Consider the following 24459-nt stretch of genomic DNA (forward strand, 5'->3'; position numbering starts at 1 on the left):
TATGCTAAGGGCATGCTGGAGCGCCTAGACCGCCTGGAGACCCTACGCAAGCTGAAAGAGCTACAGGAGCGCATCGCCGAGCTGGCCTACCAGCTCACGGGGGAGGAACCCGCCGCCTGGACCCCCAAGGTGGACCTCCTCGAGGAGGAGGACCACTACGTCCTCCTCGTGGACCTCCCTGGGGTACGCCCCGAGGATTTGGAGCTTCTGGAGGAGGGAAGCCGCATCATCCTGGCCGGGATCCGCCATCCCCTACCTGGGGTCTACCTCCTGGAGGAACGGCCCATGGGCACCTTCCGCCGCACCCTGGACCTGCCCGGCCCCATCGAGGAGGGTAGCGCCCAGGCAAGTCTGCGCCAGGGGGTGCTGGAGGTACGGTTCAAGAAGCGCAAAGGGGCTCCCCTGCCCCTCTCTCAGTAACGAACCTGGTGGCAGGCTCGGCAACGGGGCTCGTAGTGCTCCTTGGCCCCCACCAGGATCACGGGGTCCGTGTAGCGGGCGGGCTTTCCGTTTACCAGGCGCTGCGTGCGGGTGGCAGGAGCCCCGCACTGGGCGCAGATGGCCGTAAGCTTTTCCACGAACTCCGCCCGGGCCAAAAGCTCCGGCATGAGGCCGAAGGGCTCACCCCGGAAGTCCAGATCCAGCCCTGCCAGGATCACCCGCACTCCCTGGCGGGCCAGATCCTCTGCCAAGGGGAGAAGGCCAGCATCCAAAAACTGGACCTCGTCCACCGCCACCACCTGGGGCAAGGAGGATAGGTACGCTTCGATTTCCCTGGCCTCGCCAACCGGGATAGCCTCCACCCGCTGGCCGTCGTGGCTCACCACCTGGCTTTCGTGGTACCGGGTGTCCAGCCGGGGCTTGAACACCAAAACCCGTTGCCGGGCGATGAGGGCCCGCTTGACCCTGCGGATGAGTTCCTCGCTCTTGCCCGAGAACATGGGCCCGGTGATAACCTCAATCCAACCTTGACGATGCAGTACCGGGGGCATCCTGGCCCAGATTCTACCCGGGCATAGGGTATACTTTCTCCAAAATGGCGGCCTTGGACCGGGTTCGGAGGATGCTGGAGGAAGGCTCTGAGGGGGAGGCCCTGGCCCACGCTTATGACGGGTAGCTAGCGGAGGGAGCGATATCTCAAAACTTGCACTTATCCACCCCCCGCATACCCATGCGCCAGGGGACCACTTGAAAAGGGCCGCCGGGTTCCCTTCGGATGAAGGGTGCCATGACCCAAACGGCCCATTCTCTACTCTGGACCCTCCTGGCCCTCCTGCCAACCCCCCACCTCCGCGAATCCCTCAAAGCGCTTCTTCTCCTCCTTCTCACCGGCCACGGCAAGGCCAGGCCCCAGCACAGCAAGACCAAGTCCCCTTCCGCCCTCTCCCGCTTCCTCAACCGCTATCCCTGGCCCACCCGCGCCCTCATCCGCCTGGCTCGCAAGAAGGCCCAGGAAACCCTCCACCGGGCCAGGCCCAGGCGGGGGCCCAAGCCCAGGCTCCTGGTGGTCCTGGACCTGGTCACCCTGGAGAAGCGGGGCCTCTTCCCCGCCTTGCCCCTCTCCTTTTTCCACGGCAAGTGGGGGCTCCACCTGGTGGTGCTCTATCTGGTGCTGGGAGAGCTGCGCATCCCCTGGGCCTACCGGGTGTGGCGGGGGAAGGGGGAGAAGGCCCTTTCCCTCCTTGCCCTGCGTCTTCTGGCCTCCCTGCCCCCCTGGATGCGCAAGTCCTTCCACCTTCGGGTGGTGGCCGATGCTGCCTTCGGCACCGCCCGGTTTCTTGTGGGGGTGCGGGGGTTGGGTCTGGAAGCGGTGGTGGGGATGCGGCGGGACCGAAAGACGCGGGAGGGGCTTCCCCTCTTTGGGCTCAGACGGCAGGGGAGTCGGGTGCATCTGCGGGGACTTCCCTTTCCCGTGTGGGTGAGCTGGTACCGCTATCCCTTACCCGGGGGAGGGTGGGAGTGGCGGTACGTGGTGGCCACCTTTCCTGCGGGGCCACGGACTGTGCTGGTGTGGGGGCGGCGGCGGTTTACCATTGAGCACTTCTTCCGCACGGTAAAGAGCGAGTTTTCCCTGGGGCGTTTTGGGCAGCGGACGGCCTTGGGGGTGCATCGGTTTCTGGTGCTGTCCTTCCTGGCTTACCTGCTGGCCCACTGGGTGAGGCTAGCTCCAGACGGGAGAGGTCTTTCTTGGCGGGAGGCTGGGTGGGCAGCGGCGCGCCTGCTGCTGCCGGAGGTGGTCTTGCGGGTCCTCATGGCCGAGCTGGGAGCTTTGGGTCTTTGGCCCCCGCCTGCGGGGGGAAGGGGGTGTTCATGCAGGGTATTCGGGAGGTGCAAGTTTTGAGATATTGGAAAAGTGGGGACGATAAAAGCATACCTGCCCCACCCCCCATAGAAGGGCCGGGAATAAGCCGAAGGGGACCGCCACGGGAAACCCCGTTCCTGACCCCAACCAAAGAAGCGGCGAGGCCCTTTAAGGCCTCGCCGTAGACCAAAAACCTGCCCTTACCGTCCCTTGCGGTAAGAATCCCCGTAGCGGCGCTGGAAGCGCTCCACGCGACCTTCCGTGTCCACAAAGCGCTGCTGCCCCGTGTAGAAGGGGTGGCAGTTGCTGCAAACTTCCACGTGGATCTCCGGACGGGTGGAATAGGTGTGGATGACGTTGCCGCAACCGCAGATGATGCGGGCGGGAACCAGCTTGGGGTGGATGCCTTCCTTCACGTTTCGCCTCCTTTCGCACGGTCTTGGCCGTGCGCAAAGCCATCTCTTACTCTACCAGGACCCCAAGGCATCCCGCAACCTTAAGGCGGGGGCAGGCGGCGCCACCTGGGGCCGAAGAGGCGGCGGCGTAGCCGCTCCCAGGCCATCCAGAACACCCCCACCCCCACGCCTAAGACCGCCAGGAGCCAGAGAATCCCCAAAACCCCAAGCCCCACCAGGGCGAAAAAGAGGAGGAGAAGGGGCAGGTACCAGGGAAGCCTCACGCCTTCACTTTACTCCCTAGCTGGACTAGAATGAAGGATGCCCCAGGACAGGGGGGCGGTCGCGCCCGGGAGCCGAACCTCCCGGGTGAGGAAAGTCCGGGCACCATAGGGCAGGGTGCCAGCTAACGGCTGGGCGGGGTAACCCGACGGAAAGTGCCACAGAGAAAAGACCGCCAGCGGCCAGGCCAAGGCCTGGTGCGGGCAAGGGTGAAACGGTGGGGTAAGAGCCCACCGCGCCTCCTGGCAACAGGGGCGGCACGGCAAACCCCACCCGGTGCAAGGCCCAGTAGAGGGGAAGGGCTTGCCCGGCCCGCCACAACCCCTGGGATGGACCGCTTGAGGCCGGCGGCGACGCCGGTCCCAGAGAGATGACCGCCGAAAACAGAACCCGGCTTACGCCCTGTCCTGGGGCTCCCCAAGCTTCGGCTTGGGGTTTTTCTTTGCATCCGGGGTGGGAAATGTGTGGGATGTAGGTGGGAGGTAGTGGAAAACTGTGGGGAATCCGTGCTATACTCCTGGGCAAGAACTCCTCTGCGGGTAAGGCTCCAAACCGGACGCCCAAGCCCAGCCAGCCCCAGAGGGTGGGACCAGGTGGGAAATGCCCTTCGGCGAGTACCAGTACAGCCTGGACGACAAGGGGCGGGTGGTGATCCCCGGCCCCTTCCGGGATTTCCTCGAGGACGGCCTGGTACTCACCCGGGGAATGGAGGGCTGCCTCTACGTCTTTCCCTCGGACCGCTGGCGCAAGATTGAAGAGCAGCTGGTCAACCTTCCCCTCACCGACGCTCAGGCCCGGGCCTTCGTGCGCTTCTTCTACTCCGGGGCCCACAAAACCCGCATGGACAACGCCTCCCGGGTCCTGATTCCCCCACCCCTCCGTCAATTCGCAGGTCTTCAGGAGGGTGGGGAGGTGGTGATCGCCGGTGCCCCGGGACGGCTGGAGATCTGGAGCCAGGAACGCTGGTGGAAGACCATTGAGGAGATCATGCAAAACCCCCCGGCCCCCGAGGCCCTCAAGGGGCTTATCGGATAGGAGACTATGGACGCCATTACCGAGCACATTCCCGTTCTTTACGAAGAAGTTCTAAACCTGCTGCAAGTCCGCCCGGGGCAGGTGTACGTGGACGCCACTTTGGGAGGAGCTGGGCACACCAAGGGCATCCTGGAACGCGGAGGCCTGGTCATCGGCCTGGACCAGGACCCCGAGGCTGTGGCCCGGGCAAAGGCCCTGGGGCTCCCTGGGCTCAGGGTTTTTCAGCGGAACTTCCGCCATCTAAAGGAGGTCCTCCAGGAGGCCAGGGTTAGCCAGGTGGCGGGCATCCTGGCGGATCTAGGGGTGAGCAGCTTCCACCTGGAGGATCCCAAGCGGGGCTTCAGCTACCAGAGGGAAGGCCCCCTGGACATGCGCATGGGGGAGGAAGGCCCCACCGCCTACGAGGTGGTGAACATCCTTCCCCTGGAAGACCTCCGGCGGATTCTGCGGGACCTGGGGGAGGAAAAAGAGGCCCATCGCATCGCCAAGGCCATCGTGGAGAGAAGGCGGAAAGCCCACATCCGCACCACTTTGGAGCTGGCCGAGGTGGTGCGGCAGGCGGTGGGTTTCCGGAAGGCGGGCCACCCCGCCCGCAAAACCTTCCAGGCCATCCGGATGTACGTGAACGACGAGCTGGGTGCTCTGGAGGAATTCCTTAGGCAAGCCGAGGAGGTCTTGGCCCCTGGAGGGAGGCTTCTGGTCATCACCTTCCACTCCCTGGAAGACCGGTTGGTGAAGCGTTTCCTTAAGGAAAGCTGCCTCAAGATACTCACCAAAAAGCCCATCACCCCGAGTCCAGAGGAGGTAGCGAAGAACCCCAGGTCCCGTAGCGCCAAGCTCAGGGCGGCGGAGAAGGAGGTGGCCTGATGCACCGCCAGGGAAGCCTGGGCACAACCCTTCGCTTCGGCCTCCTCTACCTCTTAGCCCTTCTCTTGGTCTTCGCCGTGGGCCACCGCAACCAAATGGAGAAGGCGCACCTGGCCAAGATGGAAGAGGAGCTCGCCAGGTTAAAAGCCCGGGAGGAAACCTTGCTCAAGGAAAGGTGGCAGGCCACCGAGCCCCATCGGGTGCTCTCCTGGGCCAAGGAGAAGGGCTTCGTGCCCATGAGCCAGGGGAGGTGGGCGGAGTGACCGTAGGGGTAAGCCGGGTCTCCTGGGTTTTTCTGGGGTTCGCCCTCTGGCTGGCCCTCTTCGGCTTAGGCCTTTACAGCCTGATCGCCCACCCTCCAAGGCTCTCCGCCCCCCTGCCTCCCGCTACCCCCCTCGAGGCACCCTGTATGCCCAGGATGGCACCCCCTTGGCCCTTGACCTCAAGGAAGGACGCTACTACCCCTTGGGAAAAAGCGCCAGCCAGCTCCTGGGCTTCGGGGAACGGGGCACGGGGAAGGGGCTTGAGGGGCTGGAACGGGATTTGAACGGGGCCCTGGAGGCGGGCCGCTCCTTCACCCTCACCTTGGACCCCTGGATCCAGGCCCTGGCGGAGAAGGCCCTCTGGGAGGGCCTGGCGCGAAGCCGGGGAGCCTTTGGCACCCTGCTGGTCATGGACCGGGAAGGCAACCTCAGGGCGGTGGCCAACGGGCCAGCCTTTGATCCCCTAGCCCCCAGGGGGGATCCCAACCGGGACATCTCCTGGCGGAACCACGCCTTTTTGGTACCCCTGGAGCCTGGTTCCACCATGAAGGCCCTCACCGCCGCCATGCTCCTGGAGGAAGGAGCGGCCAGCCTCACCACCCGCGTGGAAGCCCCCATGCAACGGGTGGTGGACGAATGGACCATCCGGGACGTGATTCCCCACCCTTCCATCCTCACCCTGGCCGAGGTGCTTCGCTACTCCTCCAACGTGGGCATCAGCCTGCTGGCCGAGGCCCTGCCCAAGCAGGTGTTTTACCATTATATGGAACGTCTACACCTCACCGATCCCACCCCCCTGCCCGGGGTCAGGGTGGCTAGCCCAATCGTTACCTCTCCCCGTACCTGGAGCCCCGCCGCCTATGCCAACCACACCTTCGGCCAGGGTTTCCTTATCACTCCCCTTCACCTCACCGCTGCCTTCAACACCCTGGCGGACGGCCTCTACCACCCACCCAAGCTCTTCGTCCAGCAGGAAGGTCAGGCGGAGCGGGTCTTCTCCCCAGCCACCGCCAGGGCCATCCGTCAGGCCCTGCAGGAAGGCATCGCTCCCCGGGCCCACCTGGCGGGGTACCCCTTGGCGGGCAAAACGGGAACCGCCCAGGTGGTGGTGAACGGAAGGTATTCCCAGGAGGTCTTCACCGCTTGGTTTGCCGGCTTCGTGCCTGGGGATGAACCCCTCTACACCGTGGTGGTGGCCGTCCACCATCCCAAAGGGGAGATCCACGGTAGCCTGGTGGCCGCCCCCATTTTCCGGGAGGTGGCCGCCGGGCTCTTGGCGTACCGGGGCGTACCCCCCTATGCTGAAGGGCGGTGAGTGGCTTGTGTATCTTCATCATGTTAGGGAAGTAACGCCGGATTGGGTGGCCAGGGCCACCGGGGGAAAGCTTCACCCTGGGGGGAAACCCGTGCGCGACCTCCACTGGGATAGCCGCAAGACCACCCCCGGCAGTCTCTTCGTGGCCCTGCCCGGGAAGCGGGTCCATGGACGGGAGTATGTGGACGAAGCCCGGGCCAAAGGAGCCCACCTGGTCCTCTCCGACCGTCCGGGACCCGCCACGGTGGAGGTGGCGGACACTCACCAAGCCCTTCTCCACCTGGGAAGAGCCTTGCGGGAGCTTTTCCCCAGCCAGGTGGTGGCGGTGGGAGGCAGCTCGGGCAAAACCACCACCAAGGAAGCCCTGGCCCAAGGCCTGGGGCTTCCCGCCCCTCCCGGAAACCAAAACACGGCCCCGCCCCTCGCCCGTTTCTTCCTGAGGCTGGATCCCGAGGCCCCGGGCTGCGTGGTGGAGCTCGGGGTGGACCGGGTGGGGGAGATGGCCGAGCTCATGGGCCTGGCCAAGCCGCACCTGGCGGTGCTCACCGCCTTGGGAGAGGAACACCTGGAAGCCTTCGGCAGCCTCCAGGGAGTGGTGGAGGAGGAAGTGGGCCTGCTGTCCGCCCCCCAGGCCCTGGTGAGCCTCCAGGCGGCCGAGGTCCTGGAGCGCTTCGGCCTGGGCCGGGGCCTCCCCACTTACGGCTTTGGCGAGGCCACCTTTCGGGGAGAAGACTTGAGGCTTCTCCTTCACGAAAGCCGCTTCCGCTACGGGGCCCTCGAGGTCCGCATCCCCTACCCCGGCATGGGCCCGGCCGTGGCCGCCTTGGCCGCCTTGGGGGTGGCGGAGATGCTGGGCCTAGATCCCAAGGAAGTGGCGGAGAGGCTAGCCCACCTGATGCTTCCCCCGGGACGGATGGAGCGGCGGGAAAGGGATGGGGTGGTGTTCTTGAACGACGCCTACAACGCCAACCCCCTCTCGGTGAAAGCGGGGCTAGCCTGGCTGGCCCAGCAACCCGGCAGGAAGTGGGCGGTCCTGGGAGAGATGCGGGAATTGGGGGAGGAAGCCCTAAGGCTCCACCTGGAGGTGGCGGAAGAGGCAGCTCGGCTTGGCCTTAAACCCCTGTACCTGGGCCCCTACGCCAAGGCCCAGGCCTCCTTAGGCGGGGAAGGGGTGGAAGACCTCGAGGAGGCCGTGGCCTGGCTCAAGGAACGGGTTCAACCCGGGGACCTGGTCTACCTGAAGGCCTCCAGGAGCGTGGGCCTGGAAAGGATTCTGGAGCTATGGGACGCCTGAACGCCCTGCCCCTTCTCGCCCTCCTCAGCGCCTGTGCTCCCCTCCAGGCCACTGCCCCTGTGCTTCCTTACCCGGGCGGCTTCGCCGAGGGAGGGTGGGTGACGGGCCGCTTCTCCGTGGCCCTGCCAGGACCTCCCCTCTTGCTGGATGCTGACCAGCAAAGCCTCTACGCCGCCTACCCGTACCAGCTTCTCATCTACCGGGACGGTCATTGGCAAAGCCTTCCCCTGCCAGGCATCCCCCAATTTCTTAGGGCCTATTCAGGGAAAGTGGTGGTGGGGCTAGGAGAAAGCGTCTACATGGAAGAAGGGTTTCTCCCCTACCCTGCCCGGGACGCCGTCTGGGGCCAAGAAGGGCTCTTCTGGGTGGGGGAAAGGGGGCTTTACCGGGACACCACCCTTTTGCGCCCAGGAACGTTCTCTCAGGTGGTGGCTTGGGGCACCGGGGTGGTGGCCCTGGGCCAGGAAGCCTACTTCTACCCGGAAGGCCTCCTCCTCCCCCTGCCCCAGCTTGTCCGCAAAGCCCAGGCCGGGGCCTGCGGGGTGGTGGCCCTCATGGAGGGCTGGGTCTACCTGGTGCGGCCCGAGGGAGCGAAACCCGTGACGGCGGCTAAGGACTTTGCCGCCTGGAAAGAGGCCATCTACCTTACCCCAGGCCAACGGGTGGTTTCCTGCAAGGAGGTGGTATGGCCCTAGCCCTTCTCCTCTCCTGGTTCCTCACCGCAGTCTGGATCGTGTTCATGAGAAGCCTGGGCCTGGGCAAGAAGGTGCGGACCGATGGGCCCCAAAGCCACCTGGCCAAGCAGGGTACCCCTAGCATGGGGGGTGTGGCCTTCCTCCTAGCGGGTTTTCTGGCCTACAGCCTGATAGGGCGGGACGGGTTCGCCGGCCTTTGGCTCCTGGGCCTGGGCTTCGCCCTCCTGGGGCTTGTGGACGACCTGGGGGGAAACCTCGCCCGGCCCCTAAGGGCCCGCGAGAAGCTGGCCCTGCAGACCCTCATGGCCTTGATCTTTGCCCTTTGGGCGGTGCGGCAGGTGGCCTACACTCCCTGGCCCCTTGCGGATGTGCTGCTCATCCTCATGGCGGTGGTGGGCGCGGCCAACGCCTTCAACTTCACGGATGGCCTGGACGGTCTTTTGGCCAGCGTGGCCGCCGTCCTCCTCCTTCCCTTTTACCCCTACCCCTTTGCCCAAACCCTCCTGGGCACCCTCCTGGGCTTCCTCTGGCACAACGCCCCCAGGGCCAGGGTTTTCATGGGGGATACGGGAAGCCAGGCCCTGGGAGCCATGCTGGCCGGGCTTTTCGTCCTCACGGGGAAGCTTTGGCTTCTGCCCTTGGCGGGCATCGTACCCGTACTGGAGGTGCTCTCCGTGGTGGTCCAGGTCCTCTACTTCCGAAGGACAGGGAGGCGCCTTCTGCGCATGAGCCCCCTGCACCACCACCTGGAACTTTCCGGATGGGAGGAAAGCAAGATCGTCTTCCGCTTCACCGTGCTCACCGCCTTGGCCACGGCCTTGGCCTTCAGCCTGGGAGGAGGAGCATGATCCTGGTCTATGGGCTAGGACGAAGCGGGCTTGGGGTACTGCGCTTCTTGAAGAAGCGGGGACTTCCCGCCCGTTTCTACGACGACCGCCCTCGGGAAGAGGAGGTGCGGGAAGCCCTGGACTTGGGCTTCACCCCGGACTGGAACCTGGAGGGGGACTACCCAGAGGTGGTGGCCGCCCCCGGGGTACCCCTTTCCCACCCCCACCTCGAGGCTCTGAAGGCCCGCGGGGCCCTGATCCTTGGGGAAGCGGAGCTGGCCTACCGTTTCTCCCCCACCCCAATCATCGGCATCACCGGCACCGCCGGCAAAACTTCCACCACCCTCTTCACCGCCCATCTCCTTAAGGGGCAGGGGCTTAAGGCCCTCGAGGGGGGCAATGTGGATCCCCCCTTGGTCAGCGTGGTGGACGAGGCTGAGGTGGCAGTGGCCGAACTTTCCAGTTTCCAGCTGGAAAGAATCCATGCCTTCCGCCCCCGGGTGGCGGTTCTCCTCAACCTTGGGGTGGACCACCTGGACCGGCACGGCAGCGTGGAGGCCTACCACCAGGCCAAGCTGAACCTCCTCAAGAACCTCATCCCTGAGGACGCTCTGGTCTACAACGAAGGGGACCCCAAGGTGCGGCGGGCGGCCCTGGCCTCCCCCGCCCGGCTCTATCCCTTCCGGCCCGCGGAAAGCCCCAGGGAGACCAACCTCCGAGCGGCCCTCGAGGCCACCCGGGCTTACCTGGACCTCCTGGGCCGCCCTTTGAACCCAGCCCTTCTCCAAGAAAGCCTGCGGACCCTGCCCTCCCCACCCCACCGCTTTCAGGTCTTTGCCAAGAAGGGGGAAGTGGTTTTCATCGACGACTCCATCGCCACCCGCACCCCCTCGGTGGCCGCTGCCTTGAAGGCCGCCCCGGCCCCCATCGCCTGGATCCTGGGCGGGGAGGACAAGGGAGCCGACCTCGAGCCCCTACGCCCTCTCCTTTCTCGGGTACGGGTGGTTTTGGCCATCGGTCGGGATGGCCTCAAAATGGCCGAGGCCCTGGGGGGTGAAGTGGAGGTGGTGGCCCTCCCCCAGGCCGATGGGCGGGCCGCCTTGCGGCAAGCGGTGGCCGAGGCTTTGAAGCGCCTGGAACGGGGAAGCGTCCTCCTGGCTCCCCTGGCCGCCAGCTTCGATCAGTTCCGGGACTACCAGGACCGCGCCCAGGCCTTCCGGGAAGCGGTCTACGCCCTAGGAGGTGAGCCTTGGACCCCATCCTCCTCCTAAGCGCCCTTCTCCTCATGGCCTTCGGCCTCCTGGGCGTGGGGGTGGCGGAGCCCAATCTCCTCCCTAGCCACCTCCTCCGCATTGGAGCCGCGCTTGGGGCCATGATCCTGGGCCTTCTCCTGCCTCCCGCAAGGCTCCTTCGCCACGCCCGCTTCCTGCTTGCCGCCACCTTCGCTCTCCTCGCGTTGGTCCTCCTCGTGGGAAGCGGCCCGGGAGGGGTGCGGCGGTGGTTTTACTTGGGGCCCTTTGCCTTCCAACCCTCGGAACTCGCCAAGGTGGTGCTGGCCTACTACCTGGCTTCCTTCGTGGGACGGAAGGGAAACGACTACCCCATCGTGGGGGCCGCAGCCTTGGTGGGCCTCACCGCAGGGTTGGTGCTGGTGGAGCCCGACTTCGCCACCGCCCTCTTCCTGGTAACCCTAGCCGGCCTCCTCTTCATTCTGGCGGGGGTACCCTGGCGAAGGCTCATCATGGTGAGCCTGGCAGGGACCTTGGTCCTAGCCCCCTTTTCCGGGATCTACTTCGCCCGCTTCCGCTACGTGTCCGAGCGCTTTACGGGCTTTGTGGATTACCTTCAGGGTGAGGCCAGCCCCTCCCAGACCGCCTACCAGGTTCTCCAGGCCCAGAAGGCCCTGATCCTGGCCGGTCCCCTTGGCCAGGGTCCTTCGGGAAACCTTCCGCACCTGCCCGAGGCCCACAACGACATGGTCTTTGCCAGCGTGGTCTTCGCCACCGGCTGGCTAGGAGGGTTCATGGTGCTCTTGCTCTACTTTCTGATCTTCGTCCGGGGGCTCTCCCTGGCCCTCAGGCTTCCTGGACCCTTGGGGTTGGTGGCCCTGGGCCTTACCCTTTACCTCACCCTACAGGCTGCTTTGAACATCGGAGTGACCGTGGGATTCCTGCCGGTCACGGGGGTACCGCTCCCCCTGGTTTCCTATGGGGGAAGCTCCCTTTTGGTTTCCGGCTTCGCCGTGGGCGCCCTGATGCGCCTGGCCCGGGAAACCCCAAGGAAGGAGGTGCAACCGTGGTCCTCCTGACGGGGGGTGGAACCGGGGGGCACCTTTTCCCCGCCTTGGCGGTGGCGGAGGAGCTGAGGCGGCGGGGCCTCGAGGTCTTCTACCTGGGAAGCCAAGGGGGCCTCGAGGCCCGCCTCCTCCCCGAAACCTCCATTCCCCACGCCCTGATCCCCGCAGGAAAGCTGGACCGAAGTGCCTTCAGGCCAAAGGAAGCCCAGAAACTCCTCCTGGGCCTTAGGGCCGCCTGGCGCCTTCTTGTTGGGACAAGGCCCAGGGCCATCCTCTCCACCGGAGGGTATGCCGGGTTTCCCGGGGCCATGGTGGGAGAACTTAAGGGCATTCCCGTCCTCCTCCACGAACAAAACGCCAAGCTGGGTCTGGCCGTAAGGCTCCTCGCCCCCATGGCCCGGGGTCTTGCCCTCTCCGTGCCGGTACCCCTTTCCCCCGGACTCGCCCGCAAGGCCCGGGTCACCGGTTACCCCGTGCGGGAGGTGCGCTACCCCAAGGCCGAGGCCAAGGCCAGGCTGGGTTTCCCCCTGGACAAGCCCTTGCTCCTCATTCTCGGGGGAAGCCAGGGTAGCCTGGAACTCAACGAGCGGCTCCCTCCCCTGCTCAAACCCCTAGGCCTCCCTGTCCTTCACCAGGTGGGGGAGCGCTGGCTGGAACGTTACCGGCATCTGGAGGAAGAGGGCTACCGGATTGCGGGGTTCGTGGACACCCCCCTGGCCATGAGCGCCGCGGATCTCCTCCTCGCCCGGGCCGGGGCGGGTACCCTGGCAGAGGCCGCCTACCACCGCCTGCCCGCCTTGCTCTTTCCCCTTTCCCCCAGCCTGGACGGGGGTGCCCAGGCGGCCAACGCCCGAGCCTATCGGCAGGCAGGTGGGGCGGAGCTTGGGGATCTGGCGGGGCTTGCAAAGCAGGTGGAAGGGATCCTGGCCCACCCCGAACCCTACCGGGAGGGCATGGCCCGCCTTTCCCCCGAGGGCGCCGCGGGCAGGCTGGCGGATTGGCTGGAGGAATTCCTATGACACGGGTACACATCATGGGCCTCGAGGGAGTGGGCATGAGCGCCTTGGCCCACCTCTTGCTGGGGGAAGGAATGGAGGTGACCGGGTGCGACCTAGCCCCTGGCCGGCGGGCGGAAAGCCTAGGGGTCCCGGTCCATAGGGGTCACGATCCTGCCCATCTCCAGGAGGAGGACACCCTGGTGGTTCCCACCCCCATTCCCTTGGACCACCCCGAGGTGGAAGAAGCCAGGCGCAAGGGGATGCGGGTGCTGAGGAGGATGGAGCTTCTTGCCCATCTGCTAAGGCAACGATCCTCCTTGGGGGTTACCGGTACCCACGGCAAGACCACCACCACGGGGATGCTGGCCAGCATCCTTCTGGCCGCGGACCTGGACCCCTGGGTGCTGCTCGGGGGCGAGCTTTCCCTCCTACCTGGAAACGCCCGCTTTGGCCTCGGCCCCCGCCTGGCGGAGGTGGACGAGTCCGATCCCCTCTTCCAGGAGGTGGAGGTGGAGGTGGCGGTGGCCACCAACCTCGAGGCGGACCACATCGCCCCCGCCGGGCAAAGGGCCCCCAACTACCACGCGAGTCTGGAGGAATTGGAAAAAGCCATGCGGGGCTTTTTGAGCAGGGCCAAGACGGTGGTGGTGCCCACCTTCGACCCCAGGCTTCTAAGGCTTTCCCAAGGACTCCCCAGGAAGCTTTTCGGGGAGGGAGGGGACCTTTGGGCCGAGGAAGCTGAGCTTGGCCCCACGGGAAGCCGTTTCCAACTGGTGTACCAAGGCCGGACCCTGGGGGAGGCTAGGCTCCAAGTCCCGGGCGTTCACAACGTGCAAAACGCCCTGGCTGCCGCCTTAGCTGCCCTAAGCTTCGGGGTGGAACCCGGGGCGGTCCTCGAGGGCCTGGCCCGTTTCCCGGGGGTAGGGCGCCGGTTCCAGAAAATCGGGGAGGTGCGGGGCGCATGGGTGGTGGACGATTACGCCCACCACCCCACGGAGGTGAAGGCCACCCTGGCCACCGCCAGGCTCCTGGGCCGCCGGGTTCGGGTGCTCTTCCAGCCCCACCGCCTCCTCCGCACCCAGGAACTTTGGGAAGGCTTTGCCGAGGCGCTATCCTCCGCATACGAGGTGGTGGTTCTCCCCGTGTACACCGCGGGGGAGAAGGCAAGTATCTCCCCCGAAGCCCTTTCCCAAAGGATCGCCGAACGGCTTCTGGCCCTGGGGAAATCCGCCCGTTTTCTGGACAAGGAGGAGGCCCTGGCGTACGCCAGGGCCACCGCTACCCCGGAGGACCTCTGGCTCACCCTGGGGGCCGGGGACGTGACGGAACTCGCCTGGAGGCTCGTCCATGAGGGTTGAGCGGGTGCTTCTCAAGGACTACACCACCTTAGGGGTGGGAGGCCCGGCGGAGCTTTGGACCGTGGAAACCCAGGAGGAACTCCTAAAGGCCACGGAGGCCCCATACCGGGTCCTGGGGAACGGCTCCAACCTTCTGGTAATGGACGAGGGGGTGCCCGAAAGGGTGATCCGCCTTGCAGGAGAGTTCACCACCTATGACCTAAGGGGCTGGGTGGGAGCAGGGGTCCTTCTTCCCCTTTTGGCCCAGGAAGCCGCCCGCCAAGGGCTTTCCGGCCTCGAGGGCCTCCTCGGCATCCCCGCTCAGGTGGGGGGGGCGGTCAAGATGAATGCGGGCACCCGGTTTGGGGAGATGGCGGATGCCCTCGAGGCGGTGGAGATCTTCCACGAGGGCCGTTTTCACATCTATCTCCCCCAGGAACTGGGCTTCGGCTATCGCCAAAGCCACCTTCCCCCCGGGGGCATCGTGACCCGGGTCCGCCTGAGGCTGAAAGAACGCCCCCTGGAGGAGATAAGGCGGCGCATGGCCGAGGTGGATGCCGCCAGGAAGGGCCAGCCCAAGCGGAAAAGCGCCGGCTGCGCCTTTAAAAATCCCCCAGGCCACTCCGCGGGAAAACTTATAGACGAACGGGGCCTCAAGGGCCTTAGGGTGGGCGACGCCATGGTATCCCTAGAACATGGCAACTTCATCGTTAATCTGGGGCAGGCCACAGCCAAGGACGTGCTGGAACTCCTAAAGCGGATCCAGGAAGAACTGCCCCTGGAGCTGGAGTGGGAGGTGTGGCCTTGAGGTTTAGTCGGTTTTTCACAGGCGGGGATTAAGATGTGGGGGATGAGGCTTCTGCTGGCCTTGCTTCTCGCCGCCACCTTATATGTGGCCAGCCTGGTGCTCTTCCCCGTGGAACACATCGTGGTGATGGGCAACAAGTATTTAAAAACGGAGGACATCCTCGCCCGCACGCAGCTCCATGTTGGCGAGCCCTGGCTTTGGATTCGCTCGGACCGCCTCCAAAGCCTTCGGCGGGATCCCTGGGTGGCAGAAGTCCGGCTGGAGAAGCCTCGGATAGGAGAGGTTCACCTGATCCTGAGGGAACGGGAACCCCTCCTTCCCCTGGCGGACGACAACGCCTTGGCCACCGACGGGACCGTGCTTCCTGGAGGGGCCCGCATGGCCAAGGGCCCCCAGGTGGAGGGCCAAGGTCCCCTGCCGGTCCAAGACCTCCTGGCCGTGGCCCGCGCCTACCCCGAGGCCACCCGGCTTCGCTACACGCCCGCCGGGTTCTGGGTGGAAACACCCCAGGGCGTGGTCTTTGCCCCGGAAGCCCAGCTTTTAGTAAAGTATGCCCAGGCGGGCGTACCAAAGGGCAGGGTTTACCTGTATTCTTGGGGGGTGAGTGTAAGCCCATGATTATCGCTGGATTGGACGTCGGCACCAGCAAGGTCACCACCGTGATCGGGGAACTGGCCCCCGATGGCGTGCTGGATATCATCGGCGAGGGCAGCGTGCCCTCCCAGGGCTTGAAGCGGGGCGTAGTGGTCAACCTGGAGCGCACCACGGAGGCCATCCGCCAAAGCGTCCACCAGGCGGAGAGGGTGGCCGGGGTGAAGGTGGAGCGGGTCATCCTGGGGGTGGGAGGACCCCATCTCAAAAGCGTGACCAGCCATGGCCTGGCCGCCATCCGCCGGGGCCAAAGCATCAGCGCCGCCGACGTGGAGCGGGCCATAGAGCAGGCCAAGGCCTACCCCTTTGATGCCGATCTGGAGCTCCTGCACGCCCTACCCCTGGAGTTCAAGGTGGACGGCCAGGAGGGCATCCGCGATCCTGTGGGCATGGCGGGAGTGCGCCTCGAGGTGGATGTGCACTTGGTGGCCGCCGGCCGGGGACCCTTGGCCAACCTGCGCCGGGCGGTGGGGGAAGCGGGCCTAGAGATCGAGGCCCTGGTGGCCCAACCCCTGGCCAGCGGTCTCGGTGTGCTGTCCCCCGAGGAGGAACATATGACCGTGCTCCTCCTGGACGTGGGTGGAGGCACCACCGAGGTGGCGGTCTTCCGGGAAGGCCGTCTGGCCCACTCCTCCGTTCTCCCCTTGGGTGGGGATCACGTGACCCAGGACATCGCCCAGCTCCTCAAAATCCCCTTTGAGGAGGCGGAAAGGGTGAAGCGCAAGTACGGGGCAGCCTTGCCGGAGCTGGCGGATCCCGAGCTGGTTCTGGAGATCAATCAGGAAGGAGGGTCCTTGGGCGAGGTGCCTGCCCCCGAGCTCGCCCGCATCATCCGCCCCCGCTTGCGGGAGATCCTGCACCTGGCCCGCCAGTCGGTGGACGAGGCCCTGGGACCCTTGGAGATCAAGGTCAATCGGGTCATCCTCACCGGGGGAAGCGCCCTTCTTAAGGGCTTTGACCTCCTGGCAAGACAGCAGTACGGCCTTCCCGTGCGGGTGGGTAAGCCCCACGGGGTTTCCGGCCTCACCGACGTGGTGGCCACCCCCGCCCATGCCACCGCCGTGGGCTTGGTCCGGTACGCCACCACCTTGCCCCTCACCGCACCCGAGCCCCGGAGGGCCAGGGAAAGAAGGGAACGGCGTGAGGAAAAGACTAAGGGTGAGGGTCTTTGGGCGCGGATCAAGGAGATTCTGAATAACCTGTTCTAGTTCTGGATCTATTTGGGGAGAGGAGGCAGAGATGGAGGGAGCGGTTATCAAGGTCATCGGTCTCGGGGGAGCGGGGAACAACGCGGTGAACCGCATGATTGAGGCGGGCCTCGTGGGGGTGGAGTTCATCGCCGCCAACACCGACGCCCAGGTGCTGGCCAAGAGCCTGGCCGACCAGCGCATCCAGCTTGGGGAGAAGCTCACCCGGGGCCTTGGGGCCGGGGCCAACCCCGAGATCGGGGAGAAGGCAGCCCTCGAGGCCGAAGACCTCATCGCCGAAACCTTGGACGGGGCCGACCTGGTCTTTATCACCGCCGGCATGGGGGGCGGCACCGGAACGGGAAGCGCCCCGGTGGTGGCGGATATCGCCAAGCGGCTTGGAGCCCTCACGGTGGCCGTGGTGACCCGCCCCTTCGGCTTCGAAGGCCCGAAACGCCTCAAGGCGGCGGAAGAGGGTATCAAGCGCCTAAAGGAACGGGTGGATGCCATGGTGGTGGTGCAGAACGACCGCCTCCTCTCCGCGGTGGACAAGAAGGTGAGCCTCAAGGATGCCTTCCTTATCGCCGACCGGGTCCTCTACCACGGGGTCAAGGGCATCACCGATGTCATCAATCTCCCGGGCCTCATCAACGTGGACTTCGCCGACGTGAAAACCCTTTTGGAGGGAGCAGGCCAGGTGCTCATGGGCATCGGGGCGGGACGGGGCGAAAACCGGGTGGAGGAAGCCGCCAAGACCGCCACCCACAGCCCCCTCCTGGAACGCTCCATTGAGGGAGCCAAGCGGCTTCTCCTCAACGTGGTGGGATCCGAGGACCTTTCCCTTATGGAGGCGGCGGATGTGGTGGAGCGGGTGCGGGAGGCCACGGGCAACGAGGATGTGGACATCCTCTACGGGGTCACCTATGACGACCGGGCCCAGGACGAGCTCAGGGTGATCCTCATCGCCGCAGGCTTTGGGGAAAGCACCGTGGTGCCCAAGCCGCTTAGGCCCGTGGACTTCCCGACCCACGCCGACCCCTATAACTTCGACATCCCCGCCTTTATCCGCTACGGGGATGCGGACTACCCCCTAGAAAGGGCAACTAAGAACCTCGAGGCATGGTGGTTTTGGGCATAGACCCTGGCATCACCCATCTGGGCCTGGGGGTGGTGGAGGTGGAGCCCAAGGGCACCCTAAAAGCCCGCCTCCTCCACGGAGAGGTGGTGAGGACCTCCCACAAGGAACCCGCCCAGGAACGGGTGGGGCGTATCCACGCCCGGGTAAAGGGAACCCTTGCCCGCTTCTGCCCCGAGGCCCTGGCGGTGGAGGAGCAGTACTTCTACCGGCAGAACGAGCTGGCCTACAAGGTGGGCTGGGCCCTGGGAGCGGTGCTGGTGGCGGCCTTTGAAGCCGGGGTTCCCGTCTTTGCCTACGGCCCCATGCAGGTGAAGCAGGCCCTGGCCGGGCACGGGCACGCCGGTAAGGAAGAGGTGGCCTTGATGGTCCGGGGCATCCTGGGCCTGAAGGAGGCTCCCAAGCCCAGCCACTTGGCTGATGCCCTGGCCATCGCCTTGACCCACGCCTTCTACGCCCGCTTAGGAGCGGGGAAGCCCTTGTAGACCTCTCCCAAAAACAATGGCCCACGCCATCCGGTTAGAGGGCCGGGCTGGGTGAAGCATCCCCCACGCACCTCAGGGGCCGTCACCGGATGCCAAGCCCTTGCCAGCGTGGCCAGCATCTTCCTTCTCACAGCAGGGAGGGTAACGGTCTCCCCTTACACGGCGGCAATCAACCCCACCCGGTGAATTGGCGGATATTGCCCACGGGACATCCCTCCCTTGATACCCGTGATACAGTTGGCATAGTGGGTAGGAGGTGAACGGTGATATCCGCCTTCAGAAGCGCCCAAACCCAAACCCAGTGGGCCTTGGAGTTCATCCGCCTGGTCATGCTTCTTCTGTGCTTGGTGGGATGGGTGATGTATCCGGTGGAGCTCCTCCTCCTGGACCACTGGACGGAAAGCTGGCAGAGTAAGATCCCCTTCTTTGTAGCCATCCCGGGGTTCATTTTCACCCTATGGGTGCTCTTTGACCGGAAAACCCCCTGGGTGAGGTGGGCCTTCATCCTCACCATGTGGGCTTCGGTGTTCACCGGTCTAATTGGGGCCTACTTCCACTTGCTCTGGAACTTTGAGGGGGAGATGGTTTGGAAGTTTGAGGCTGCTATGAAGGCCATGGCCGGAAGCCGCCCGGTGCTGGCCGCCATGGCCTTCACCCACATGGGCGTGACCGGGCTCTTGTCCATCTATAGGGCGAACTAGGAGGCAAGCATGGTAGAAGCCTTGATCAAGGCCAAAACCGAGGAGGAAAGGCTCCTGGAGTTTCTCCGCGCCGTCTTCCTTCTCATCGCCATGGTGGGCTTTGCCTTCTATGGCATGGAGCACTGGATCTTAGACCACTGGACGGAAAGCTGGCAAAGCAAAATCCCCTTCTTCGTATCCCTGGTGGGCTTTCCCCTAACCCTTCTCATGTTCTTCCACCGGGGCAAGTGGGTACGCTACCCCTTCCTTTTCTGGATGCTGGTCAGCGTGCTCACGGGAATCATGGGCGCCTATTACCACCTGCTCTGGAACGCCCAGGATGCCGAGGTAAATCTGTGGAGCCTTTCCGGCTTCCTCGAGGCCTTCAAGGGAAGCCGGCCGGTTTTGGCGGCCTTGGCCCATACCCACGTGGGCGCCGTGGCCTTTGTGGTGGGGATAACCATGCGGGACTAAGAGGAGGTAGGGGATGAGAAGAACTCTGGTCTGGCTTCTGGTTCTGGTCCTAGGCGCGGCGCTAGCCCAGGCTCCCAAGGTAGACGGCAAGATCGCAGGCGGGGAGTACGCCAAAACCTACAAGCACGAAAAAAGCGGGATCACCCTGTATTGGAGCATCGTAGGGGATACGCTGTATCTGGCCCTCGAGGGCAAGAGCAAGGGCTGGATCGGCATTGGCTTCCTGCCGGAGAAGACCGACAAGAAGAAGGGGGCAGACCAGTACCTCTTCTACATGGAAGGGGGCAAGCTGGTGGCCTTGGACATGTACCAGGTGAAGCGCACGGGAACCCCTGTAGCCGACGAAAAGGAAGGGGGAAAGAACTCCATCCTTTCCGCCGCAGCCAGCTATGCGGATGAAACCTGGGTGGTGGAGTTCAGCCGCAAGCTGAAAACTGGAGAAGCCACGGACGTGGAGATCACCCCAGGTAAAAAGCTCATCGTCCTCCTGGCCCACGCGGGAAAGATGGACCCCAAGGAGGAGCATAAGAAGACCGAGCGCTGGTACCTCGAGGACTTCGTTTTCTAAGGGCTTCTATCCCCTTCTAAGGGCTTCTATCCCCAGGGCCTGGAATCCCCTTCCAGGCCCACTGTCTTGTCAGGGGATAGATACCCTTGACTTTTACAGGCTCATAGGTACCATAAAAGGCATGAATCGACCGCAGCCCATCCAGCCCCTTTATCTCGGTCTTTTTCTCCTGGCAACCCTGGGTCTTTCCTACGCCGTTTGGCTGGCTTCCGGTGTCAGGCTGGTCCTGGCCTTCTGGGTAGCCATCCTCCTAGGACTAGCCCTTTTCCACGCCAAGTTTGGCTTCGCCTCGGGGTTCCGGCGTTTCCTCCTCTCGGGGGAAAGCCGCTTGTTGAGGGCCCACTTTCTCCTCTTTGCCCTCGCCAGCCTGCTTTTCTTCCCCTTCCTGGTCCAAGGGGAGGCTTTTGGCCAGGCGGTGCAGGGGTTTGTGGTACCCGTCGGGATCGCCCTCGCCGTGGGGGCTTTCCTTTTCGGTATCGGTATGCAGCTGGGGGACGGGTGCGCCTCCGGTACCCTCTACCACACGGGAAGCGGGGACAGCCGGGGGATTTTGGTCCTCCTGGGCTTCATGGTGGGCTCTTTGCTGGGGGTCTACCACCTTCCTTACTGGCAAGCCCTTCCCGCCTGGAGCCCAGGTAGTGCCCTCACCTGGTTTCCCTCCCCCTACATGGGCCTGCTCCTCTGGATAGGCCTTTTGGCCTTCCTCTACCTTCTGGTTTCCCGGGTGGAAAAAAGGCGCACGGGCCAGGTGGTACCCCTCTGGCAACGGGAAGCCACCCACCCCCTCTTTGGCCCTTGGAGCCTGGTGGGAGGTGCCGCAGTCCTAGCCTTAGGAAGCCTCCTTATCCTCCTGCTATTGGGCCGCCCCTGGGGGGTAACGGCGGCCTTCGCCCTTTGGGGAGGCAAGCTGGCCCAACTTTTGGGGATCCCGGTGATGGATTGGGCCCTTTTCAACAACCCGGCCTTTGCCGAAAAACTAGAGCAGAGCATCCTTAAAGACTCCACCAGTGTGACCAACTTCGGGGTCTTCCTGGGAGCTTTCCTGGGAGCCACCCTGGGTGGGGCCTTTAGGCTTCAGGACCTGCGCCGCATCCCCTGGACCACCCACCTAGGGGTCTTTCTGGGCGGGGTGCTCATGGGCTACGGAGCCCGCCTGGCGGCAGGTTGCAACATCGGGGCCTACCTGGGAGGCACGGCCTCCTTCAGCCTGCACGGACCCATCTGGGGGGTTTTCGCCCTCTTGGGCACAGCCGTGGGGGTGCGGCTTAGGCCGGCCTGCCGCCTGGAAAACGAAAGCAGGACGGGGAGGAGCCTGCCTAGCACTTGAGGTAGGTGGGAAGGACCTCCTCCAAGGCCCTGGGGGCCGGGAGGAGGTCCTTTAGGGTTTCGGGAAGGGGAGCGGTGTTCCCCTCCTTCAGCATGAGGTACTGGTCCTGGGTGATGGGGGCGAAGGGAAGGCGGGACACCCAGGGAACCAGGAGGTCCATGAGGGGGAGGGGGATGGGCAAAAAGGGCTTGCGGCGGCCCAGGGCCCCCATGGTGAGCTCCAAGAGCTCCCGGAAGGTGTACTCCTTGGGGCCCACCAGATCGTAGGTACCCTCGAGGCCCCCCTCCAACGCCCGGACAAAGGCCTCCGCTACATCCCCCACATACACGGGGCGGAAGGGAAAATGGCCATCCCCAATCAGGGGCACAAAGGGTAAGGGTCCGCAGATGAGACCCCTGAGCACCCGGCCGAAGAACTCGTCCCCGGGACCGAAGATCAGACTGGGGCGGAAGATGGCGTAGCTCAAGCCACTATCCCGCACCAGCTCCTCCGCTTCCGCCTTGGTTTCGTAGTAGCGGCTTCCCGTTCCCCGGCGCGCCCCCAGGGCCGACATGTGCAGGAGCCTTCCCACCCCGGCCCGCCGCATGCCCTCCAGGAGGTTCCTCACCCCCTCCACATGAACCTGCCGGAAGGTCTGGCCCCTTTCCCGGATGATCCCCGCCAGGTAGATGGCAGCCTCCACCCCCTCCAGGGCCGGCACCTCCCGAGTAATGTCCCCAGGGATATGGACCGCTCCCTGGGGAAGGTCCCTAGGGGTGCGGGAAAGAACCAAGGGGGTGTGATCCCCCTCCAAAAGGCGGGAGACCAGATGCCGACCCACAAACCCTGTTCCTCCCACCACCAGAACCCGCATCTAGGCCGCCTCGAGGACCCCTTGGGCTTCCTGCTCCAGGGCTTTCACGTTTAAGAGATAAACCTTGCGATAAGCGGTAACGATCAGGCCCTCGTAGCGCAGGTCGGAAAGGATCTTGGACACCGACTCCCGGGTGGAGGCGGTGGCGTCGGCGATCTCCTCGTGGGAAGCGGTCACGTACAGGCCCCGCTCGTCCCGGTAGGAAGCCGGGGTGTCGGCCAAAAAGAGGAGGTAGCGGGCAATCCGGGCACGAAGCTCACCCGATTGCAAGTGGGCCTCATAGGCCTGCATCCTCCGCATTTGCCGGGCCAGGTTTCGCGCCACCTGTTGCAGCTCCTCGTGCCCCATCCCCCGCGGATCGTACCCCCGCACCACCGCCTCCGTCATGGCCTCAGCCGCATAGCGATACCGCTTGCCCTCCAAGGCTTCCTCGCCGAAGAAATCGCCAGGGAGGACGTGGCGCAGGGTGAGGGTACGGCCATCCGGCAGAAGCTCCACGATGCGCACCAGACCCGACTCCAAGCGGTACAGGGTGTCGGCTCGGTCGCCGGCCAGATAGACCACTTCCTTACGGGCAATCCTTTTCATCCTTCCTCCTCCAAGACTTTGGGCAGGGCTTCCAAACCCTCCACGTACCGGGCACCTAGCCTCTGGGCCGCCTCGAGGCTGGCCCCTGTGCCCCCCACCACCACCTTGGGGGCAAGGGAAGCCAAGGCCCCATCGGGCAAAGCCTCCAGGGATTCGGCCACTAGAACGGAAAGCACCACAGCCCGCGCCCCCAGGGCTTCCGCCAAGCCCTTGAGGTCGGGAAGGGGCGTGTCGGGACCCAGGTAGATGGCGGGAAAACCGCGGCGGCGCAGATGGTAGGCGGCCAGCATGGCCCCAAGCTCGTGCCGCTCCCCGGGGGGGTGGTGACCAGGATGGGTGCCCCCCGGGGGTAACCCGCCAGGTCCAAAAGCTCCTGAAGCCGCGCCCGCAGGAACTGGGTGGCCAGGTGCTCCTGGGCCACGCTCACCTCGCCCCGGTGCCAACCCTCCCCGAGCTCCCGCAACACGGGAACGAGGAGGCTCTGCACCGCTCCCTCGGGCCCCAGAAGGCGAACCCCCCGCCGGAAGGCGGCCTCCGCCCGGGGCAGGTCAGCCTCCAGAAGGGCTTGCTTGACCTCAAGGCCCAGAGCCTCGGGGTGGGTTTCCTGGGCCAGGTACCTGCGTATGGCCGCCTGCGGGGTGGCCCCCTCCTCCAGCCAGCGGCGGATCTGCCTCAGGGCCTCCACCTCCTCTTCCCGGTAAAGGCGGTGGCCCCCAGGGGTGCGCTCGGGACGGGGGAAGCCGTAGCGGCGCTCCCACTGGCGGAGGACCTCCGCCGAGAGGCCGGTCATGGACTCCACCTCGGCGATGGTGTACACCCCGGGCCTGGTCATGCCCTTAGCGTAGCCGGTTGAAAACTTTTTGTCAAGGTATTGTACAACTCTCAGGAGTGTGGGCAGGACAAAAGTCCCATCCCCGTGTTAGGCTGAGAGTAGAGAACGTATGGAGCCAGACTGGAAAGCCCTGGTGGGCCTCCTCCGCCGGTATTCCACCACCTTCTACGTGGGAAGCCTCCTCTTTCCCCCTGAGGCCCGCAAGGGGGCATGGGCAGTGTACGCCGCCTGCCGCCTGGGGGACGAGGCGGTGGACGGCCCGGAGGGCGGGGCGGCGGGGCTGGAGGCGTGGTGGCGGGGGGTGGAAAGGGCCTATGGGGGAAGGCCCAAGGAGGAGTGGGAGAAGGGCCTAGCCTGGGCCCTGGAGCGCTGGCCCATCCCCTTTGCAGCCTTCCAGGACATGCGGGAAGGCTTCCTCACCGACCTAGGTCCCGTGCGCCTCAACACGGAAGACGACCTCATGGGCTATTGCTACCAGGTGGCGGGGACCGTGGGCCGGATGATCGCCCCCATCGCGGGCGGCGGCCCCGAGGTGGAGGCCAAGGCCGTGCGCTTGGGGCAGGCCATGCAGCTCACCAACATCCTGCGGGACGTGGGGGAGGACCTGGAGCGGGGCCGGGTCTACCTGCCCGCGGAACTCCTGGAGCGCTTTGGCGTGGCCCTTTCCGACCTGCCCGAGGGGCGCATTACCCCCCAGTACCGGGCCCTCATGGCCCACCTGGAGGCCAAGGCCCGAGCCCTCTACCGCGAGGGGCTTTCCGGCCTCTCTGGGCTCAGGCTGGGCCGCGCGGCCATCGCCATGGCCGCCCTCCAGTACCAGGGCATCCTGGACAAGCTCCGCCTCTTTGGCTACGATAACCTGCACCGCCGGGCCCATCTGGGAACCTGGGAACGGCTCCGGCTTCTCCCCAAAGCCCTCCTCCTCTCCCGAAACGGGGTTCCGGCTACGGAAGCCTAAGGCCAGA

The 24459-nt window shown here is 65.2% G+C and carries 27 protein-coding genes, 1 other RNA gene and 2 pseudogenes; 24 read left to right on the top strand and 6 right to left on the bottom strand.

Annotated features, from left to right (window positions below):
- The first annotated feature begins 12 nt into the window (after positions 1-12).
- Positions 13-420 (top strand): Hsp20/alpha crystallin family protein, encoded by a 408-nt coding sequence (locus EBI04_RS03800; protein ID WP_135256109.1) that lies wholly within the window; start codon positions 13-15, stop codon positions 418-420.
- On the opposite strand, the gene EBI04_RS03805 is transcribed toward EBI04_RS03800, so the two are convergent.
- Positions 414-992, bottom strand: coding sequence for a thymidine kinase (locus tag EBI04_RS03805; protein ID WP_135256110.1), 579 nt, complete (start codon positions 990-992; stop codon positions 414-416). The two genes, EBI04_RS03800 and EBI04_RS03805, sit on opposite strands and share 7 nt — an antisense overlap.
- A 224-nt stretch (positions 993-1216) precedes the next feature.
- Between EBI04_RS03805 and EBI04_RS03810 the strand changes: the two genes are divergently transcribed.
- The gene (locus tag EBI04_RS03810) at positions 1217-2341 is read left to right on the top strand and encodes a transposase (protein WP_444545749.1); all 1125 of its coding nucleotides are present in this window, start codon (positions 1217-1219) and stop codon (positions 2339-2341) included.
- A gap of 161 nt (positions 2342-2502) precedes the next feature.
- Here the strand turns inward: EBI04_RS03810 and rpmE are convergent, their stop codons facing one another.
- Both rpmE and EBI04_RS03820 read right to left on the bottom strand, forming a co-directional pair.
- Positions 2503-2718 carry a 50S ribosomal protein L31 gene (gene rpmE, locus EBI04_RS03815; protein ID WP_015717326.1) on the bottom strand — a complete coding sequence of 72 codons (216 nt, stop codon included), beginning with the start codon at positions 2716-2718 and terminating at the stop codon, positions 2503-2505.
- Between the two features lie 80 nt (positions 2719-2798).
- Positions 2799-2981, bottom strand: a complete 183-nt coding sequence (locus EBI04_RS03820) for a hypothetical protein (protein ID WP_019551117.1) — start codon at positions 2979-2981, stop codon at positions 2799-2801.
- A gap of 43 nt (positions 2982-3024) precedes the next feature.
- Between EBI04_RS03820 and rnpB the strand changes: the two genes are divergently transcribed.
- The 21 genes and pseudogenes from rnpB to EBI04_RS03925 all read left to right on the top strand — a co-directional run bounded on the left by rnpB (position 3025) and on the right by EBI04_RS03925 (position 21221).
- Positions 3025-3393: RNase P RNA component class A (gene rnpB / locus EBI04_RS03825), an RNA gene on the top strand.
- Between the two features lie 186 nt (positions 3394-3579).
- Positions 3580-4014 (top strand): division/cell wall cluster transcriptional repressor MraZ, encoded by a 435-nt coding sequence (mraZ, locus tag EBI04_RS03830; protein ID WP_038028266.1) that lies wholly within the window; start codon positions 3580-3582, stop codon positions 4012-4014.
- Between the two features lie 6 nt (positions 4015-4020).
- Positions 4021-4881 carry a 16S rRNA (cytosine(1402)-N(4))-methyltransferase RsmH gene (gene rsmH, locus EBI04_RS03835; protein ID WP_135256111.1) on the top strand — a complete coding sequence of 287 codons (861 nt, stop codon included), beginning with the start codon at positions 4021-4023 and terminating at the stop codon, positions 4879-4881.
- A complete protein-coding gene (locus tag EBI04_RS03840; RefSeq protein ID WP_135256112.1) occupies positions 4881-5144 on the top strand; it encodes a hypothetical protein in 264 nt (87 codons plus the stop codon). The genes rsmH and EBI04_RS03840 overlap by 1 nt, the downstream gene beginning before the upstream one ends.
- A pseudogene (locus EBI04_RS03845) lies at positions 5141-6459 on the top strand (peptidoglycan D,D-transpeptidase FtsI family protein). Before EBI04_RS03840 ends, EBI04_RS03845 begins: the two are co-directional and overlap by 4 nt.
- On the top strand, positions 6443-7753 hold the full coding sequence (locus EBI04_RS03850) for a UDP-N-acetylmuramoyl-tripeptide--D-alanyl-D-alanine ligase (protein ID WP_206202067.1): 1311 nt from the start codon (positions 6443-6445) through the stop codon (positions 7751-7753). The pseudogene EBI04_RS03845 and the gene EBI04_RS03850 overlap by 17 nt, the downstream one beginning before the upstream one ends.
- Positions 7741-8448, top strand: a complete 708-nt coding sequence (locus tag EBI04_RS03855) for a hypothetical protein (protein WP_135256115.1) — start codon at positions 7741-7743, stop codon at positions 8446-8448. The genes EBI04_RS03850 and EBI04_RS03855 overlap by 13 nt, the downstream gene beginning before the upstream one ends.
- Entirely contained in the window at positions 8439-9296 is an 858-nt protein-coding gene (locus EBI04_RS03860; RefSeq protein WP_135256116.1) for a phospho-N-acetylmuramoyl-pentapeptide-transferase, read from the top strand. The genes EBI04_RS03855 and EBI04_RS03860 overlap by 10 nt, the downstream gene beginning before the upstream one ends.
- Positions 9293-10546, top strand: a complete 1254-nt coding sequence (locus EBI04_RS03865; protein WP_135256117.1) for a Mur ligase family protein — start codon at positions 9293-9295, stop codon at positions 10544-10546. The genes EBI04_RS03860 and EBI04_RS03865 overlap by 4 nt, the downstream gene beginning before the upstream one ends.
- Positions 10525-11583 carry an FtsW/RodA/SpoVE family cell cycle protein gene (locus EBI04_RS03870; protein ID WP_135256118.1) on the top strand — a complete coding sequence of 353 codons (1059 nt, stop codon included), beginning with the start codon at positions 10525-10527 and terminating at the stop codon, positions 11581-11583. The genes EBI04_RS03865 and EBI04_RS03870 overlap by 22 nt, the downstream gene beginning before the upstream one ends.
- Complete coding sequence (locus EBI04_RS03875) at positions 11571-12590, top strand: UDP-N-acetylglucosamine--N-acetylmuramyl-(pentapeptide) pyrophosphoryl-undecaprenol N-acetylglucosamine transferase (RefSeq protein ID WP_135256119.1); 1020 nt, start codon at positions 11571-11573, stop codon at positions 12588-12590. Before EBI04_RS03870 ends, EBI04_RS03875 begins: the two co-directional genes overlap by 13 nt.
- The gene (murC, locus tag EBI04_RS03880; RefSeq protein WP_135256120.1) at positions 12587-13927 is read left to right on the top strand and encodes a UDP-N-acetylmuramate--L-alanine ligase; all 1341 of its coding nucleotides are present in this window, start codon (positions 12587-12589) and stop codon (positions 13925-13927) included. The genes EBI04_RS03875 and murC overlap by 4 nt, the downstream gene beginning before the upstream one ends.
- Positions 13917-14714, top strand: a complete 798-nt coding sequence (locus EBI04_RS03885; protein WP_135256121.1) for a UDP-N-acetylmuramate dehydrogenase — start codon at positions 13917-13919, stop codon at positions 14712-14714. The genes murC and EBI04_RS03885 overlap by 11 nt, the downstream gene beginning before the upstream one ends.
- Before the next feature lie 33 nt (positions 14715-14747).
- Entirely contained in the window at positions 14748-15332 is a 585-nt protein-coding gene (locus tag EBI04_RS03890) for an FtsQ-type POTRA domain-containing protein (RefSeq protein WP_135256122.1), read from the top strand.
- A complete protein-coding gene (gene ftsA, locus EBI04_RS03895; protein WP_135256123.1) occupies positions 15329-16573 on the top strand; it encodes a cell division protein FtsA in 1245 nt (414 codons plus the stop codon). Before EBI04_RS03890 ends, ftsA begins: the two co-directional genes overlap by 4 nt.
- A gap of 31 nt (positions 16574-16604) precedes the next feature.
- On the top strand, positions 16605-17690 hold the full coding sequence (gene ftsZ, locus EBI04_RS03900; RefSeq protein ID WP_135256124.1) for a cell division protein FtsZ: 1086 nt from the start codon (positions 16605-16607) through the stop codon (positions 17688-17690).
- Positions 17672-18172 carry a crossover junction endodeoxyribonuclease RuvC gene (gene ruvC, locus EBI04_RS03905; protein WP_135256125.1) on the top strand — a complete coding sequence of 167 codons (501 nt, stop codon included), beginning with the start codon at positions 17672-17674 and terminating at the stop codon, positions 18170-18172. The genes ftsZ and ruvC overlap by 19 nt, the downstream gene beginning before the upstream one ends.
- Before the next feature lie 263 nt (positions 18173-18435).
- Positions 18436-18873: a hypothetical protein gene (locus tag EBI04_RS03910; RefSeq protein WP_135256126.1), complete on the top strand. Its 438-nt coding sequence runs from the start codon at positions 18436-18438 to the stop codon at positions 18871-18873.
- 9 nt (positions 18874-18882) lie between these two features.
- The gene (locus EBI04_RS03915) at positions 18883-19326 is read left to right on the top strand and encodes a hypothetical protein (protein ID WP_135256127.1); all 444 of its coding nucleotides are present in this window, start codon (positions 18883-18885) and stop codon (positions 19324-19326) included.
- Positions 19327-19339: 13 nt separating this feature from the next.
- Complete coding sequence (locus EBI04_RS03920; RefSeq protein WP_135256129.1) at positions 19340-19894, top strand: DOMON domain-containing protein; 555 nt, start codon at positions 19340-19342, stop codon at positions 19892-19894.
- A 121-nt stretch (positions 19895-20015) separates the two neighbouring features.
- Entirely contained in the window at positions 20016-21221 is a 1206-nt protein-coding gene (locus EBI04_RS03925; protein WP_135256131.1) for a YeeE/YedE family protein, read from the top strand.
- Here the strand turns inward: EBI04_RS03925 and EBI04_RS03930 are convergent.
- The 3 genes and pseudogenes from EBI04_RS03930 to carH form a co-directional block, all read right to left on the bottom strand.
- On the bottom strand, positions 21211-22074 hold the full coding sequence (locus tag EBI04_RS03930) for a complex I NDUFA9 subunit family protein (protein WP_135256133.1): 864 nt from the start codon (positions 22072-22074) through the stop codon (positions 21211-21213). The genes EBI04_RS03925 and EBI04_RS03930 overlap by 11 nt on opposite strands.
- Positions 22075-22662 carry a transcriptional regulator LdrP gene (ldrP, locus tag EBI04_RS03935; RefSeq protein ID WP_135256135.1) on the bottom strand — a complete coding sequence of 196 codons (588 nt, stop codon included), beginning with the start codon at positions 22660-22662 and terminating at the stop codon, positions 22075-22077.
- A pseudogene (gene carH, locus EBI04_RS03940) lies at positions 22659-23494 on the bottom strand (HTH-type transcriptional repressor CarH). The gene ldrP and the pseudogene carH overlap by 4 nt, the downstream one beginning before the upstream one ends.
- 109 nt (positions 23495-23603) lie before the next feature.
- On the opposite strand from carH, the gene EBI04_RS03945 reads away from it, so the two are divergent.
- On the top strand, positions 23604-24452 hold the full coding sequence (locus EBI04_RS03945; RefSeq protein WP_135256137.1) for a phytoene/squalene synthase family protein: 849 nt from the start codon (positions 23604-23606) through the stop codon (positions 24450-24452).
- Positions 24453-24459: the final 7 nt, after the last annotated feature.

The organism is Thermus caldilimi, from assembly GCF_004684245.1.
Lineage (GTDB): Bacteria > Deinococcota > Deinococci > Deinococcales > Thermaceae > Thermus > Thermus caldilimi.

What these genes read in the sequence shown, in the direction of transcription:
- EBI04_RS03930 (WP_135256133.1), bottom strand. Translation starts at nt 22,074, where the DNA reads ATGCGGGTTCTGGTGGTGGGAGGAACAGGGTTTGTGGGTCGGCATCTG.
- ruvC (WP_135256125.1), top strand. Translation starts at nt 17,672, where the DNA reads ATGGTGGTTTTGGGCATAGACCCTGGCATCACCCATCTGGGCCTGGGG.
- ldrP (WP_135256135.1), bottom strand. Translation starts at nt 22,662, where the DNA reads ATGAAAAGGATTGCCCGTAAGGAAGTGGTCTATCTGGCCGGCGACCGA.
- EBI04_RS03945 (WP_135256137.1), top strand. Translation starts at nt 23,604, where the DNA reads ATGGAGCCAGACTGGAAAGCCCTGGTGGGCCTCCTCCGCCGGTATTCC.
- EBI04_RS03860 (WP_135256116.1), top strand. Translation starts at nt 8,439, where the DNA reads ATGGCCCTAGCCCTTCTCCTCTCCTGGTTCCTCACCGCAGTCTGGATC.
- EBI04_RS03920 (WP_135256129.1), top strand. Translation starts at nt 19,340, where the DNA reads ATGAGAAGAACTCTGGTCTGGCTTCTGGTTCTGGTCCTAGGCGCGGCG.
- EBI04_RS03890 (WP_135256122.1), top strand. Translation starts at nt 14,748, where the DNA reads ATGTGGGGGATGAGGCTTCTGCTGGCCTTGCTTCTCGCCGCCACCTTA.
- EBI04_RS03800 (WP_135256109.1), top strand. Translation starts at nt 13, where the DNA reads ATGCTGGAGCGCCTAGACCGCCTGGAGACCCTACGCAAGCTGAAAGAG.
- EBI04_RS03810 (WP_444545749.1), top strand. Translation starts at nt 1,217, where the DNA reads ATGAAGGGTGCCATGACCCAAACGGCCCATTCTCTACTCTGGACCCTC.
- EBI04_RS03855 (WP_135256115.1), top strand. Translation starts at nt 7,741, where the DNA reads ATGGGACGCCTGAACGCCCTGCCCCTTCTCGCCCTCCTCAGCGCCTGT.
- rsmH (WP_135256111.1), top strand. Translation starts at nt 4,021, where the DNA reads ATGGACGCCATTACCGAGCACATTCCCGTTCTTTACGAAGAAGTTCTA.
- EBI04_RS03840 (WP_135256112.1), top strand. Translation starts at nt 4,881, where the DNA reads ATGCACCGCCAGGGAAGCCTGGGCACAACCCTTCGCTTCGGCCTCCTC.
- ftsA (WP_135256123.1), top strand. Translation starts at nt 15,329, where the DNA reads ATGATTATCGCTGGATTGGACGTCGGCACCAGCAAGGTCACCACCGTG.
- mraZ (WP_038028266.1), top strand. Translation starts at nt 3,580, where the DNA reads ATGCCCTTCGGCGAGTACCAGTACAGCCTGGACGACAAGGGGCGGGTG.
- EBI04_RS03865 (WP_135256117.1), top strand. Translation starts at nt 9,293, where the DNA reads ATGATCCTGGTCTATGGGCTAGGACGAAGCGGGCTTGGGGTACTGCGC.
- EBI04_RS03885 (WP_135256121.1), top strand. Translation starts at nt 13,917, where the DNA reads ATGAGGGTTGAGCGGGTGCTTCTCAAGGACTACACCACCTTAGGGGTG.
- EBI04_RS03925 (WP_135256131.1), top strand. Translation starts at nt 20,016, where the DNA reads ATGAATCGACCGCAGCCCATCCAGCCCCTTTATCTCGGTCTTTTTCTC.
- EBI04_RS03915 (WP_135256127.1), top strand. Translation starts at nt 18,883, where the DNA reads ATGGTAGAAGCCTTGATCAAGGCCAAAACCGAGGAGGAAAGGCTCCTG.
- EBI04_RS03805 (WP_135256110.1), bottom strand. Translation starts at nt 992, where the DNA reads ATGCCCCCGGTACTGCATCGTCAAGGTTGGATTGAGGTTATCACCGGG.
- ftsZ (WP_135256124.1), top strand. Translation starts at nt 16,605, where the DNA reads ATGGAGGGAGCGGTTATCAAGGTCATCGGTCTCGGGGGAGCGGGGAAC.
- EBI04_RS03850 (WP_206202067.1), top strand. Translation starts at nt 6,443, where the DNA reads ATGCTGAAGGGCGGTGAGTGGCTTGTGTATCTTCATCATGTTAGGGAA.
- murC (WP_135256120.1), top strand. Translation starts at nt 12,587, where the DNA reads ATGACACGGGTACACATCATGGGCCTCGAGGGAGTGGGCATGAGCGCC.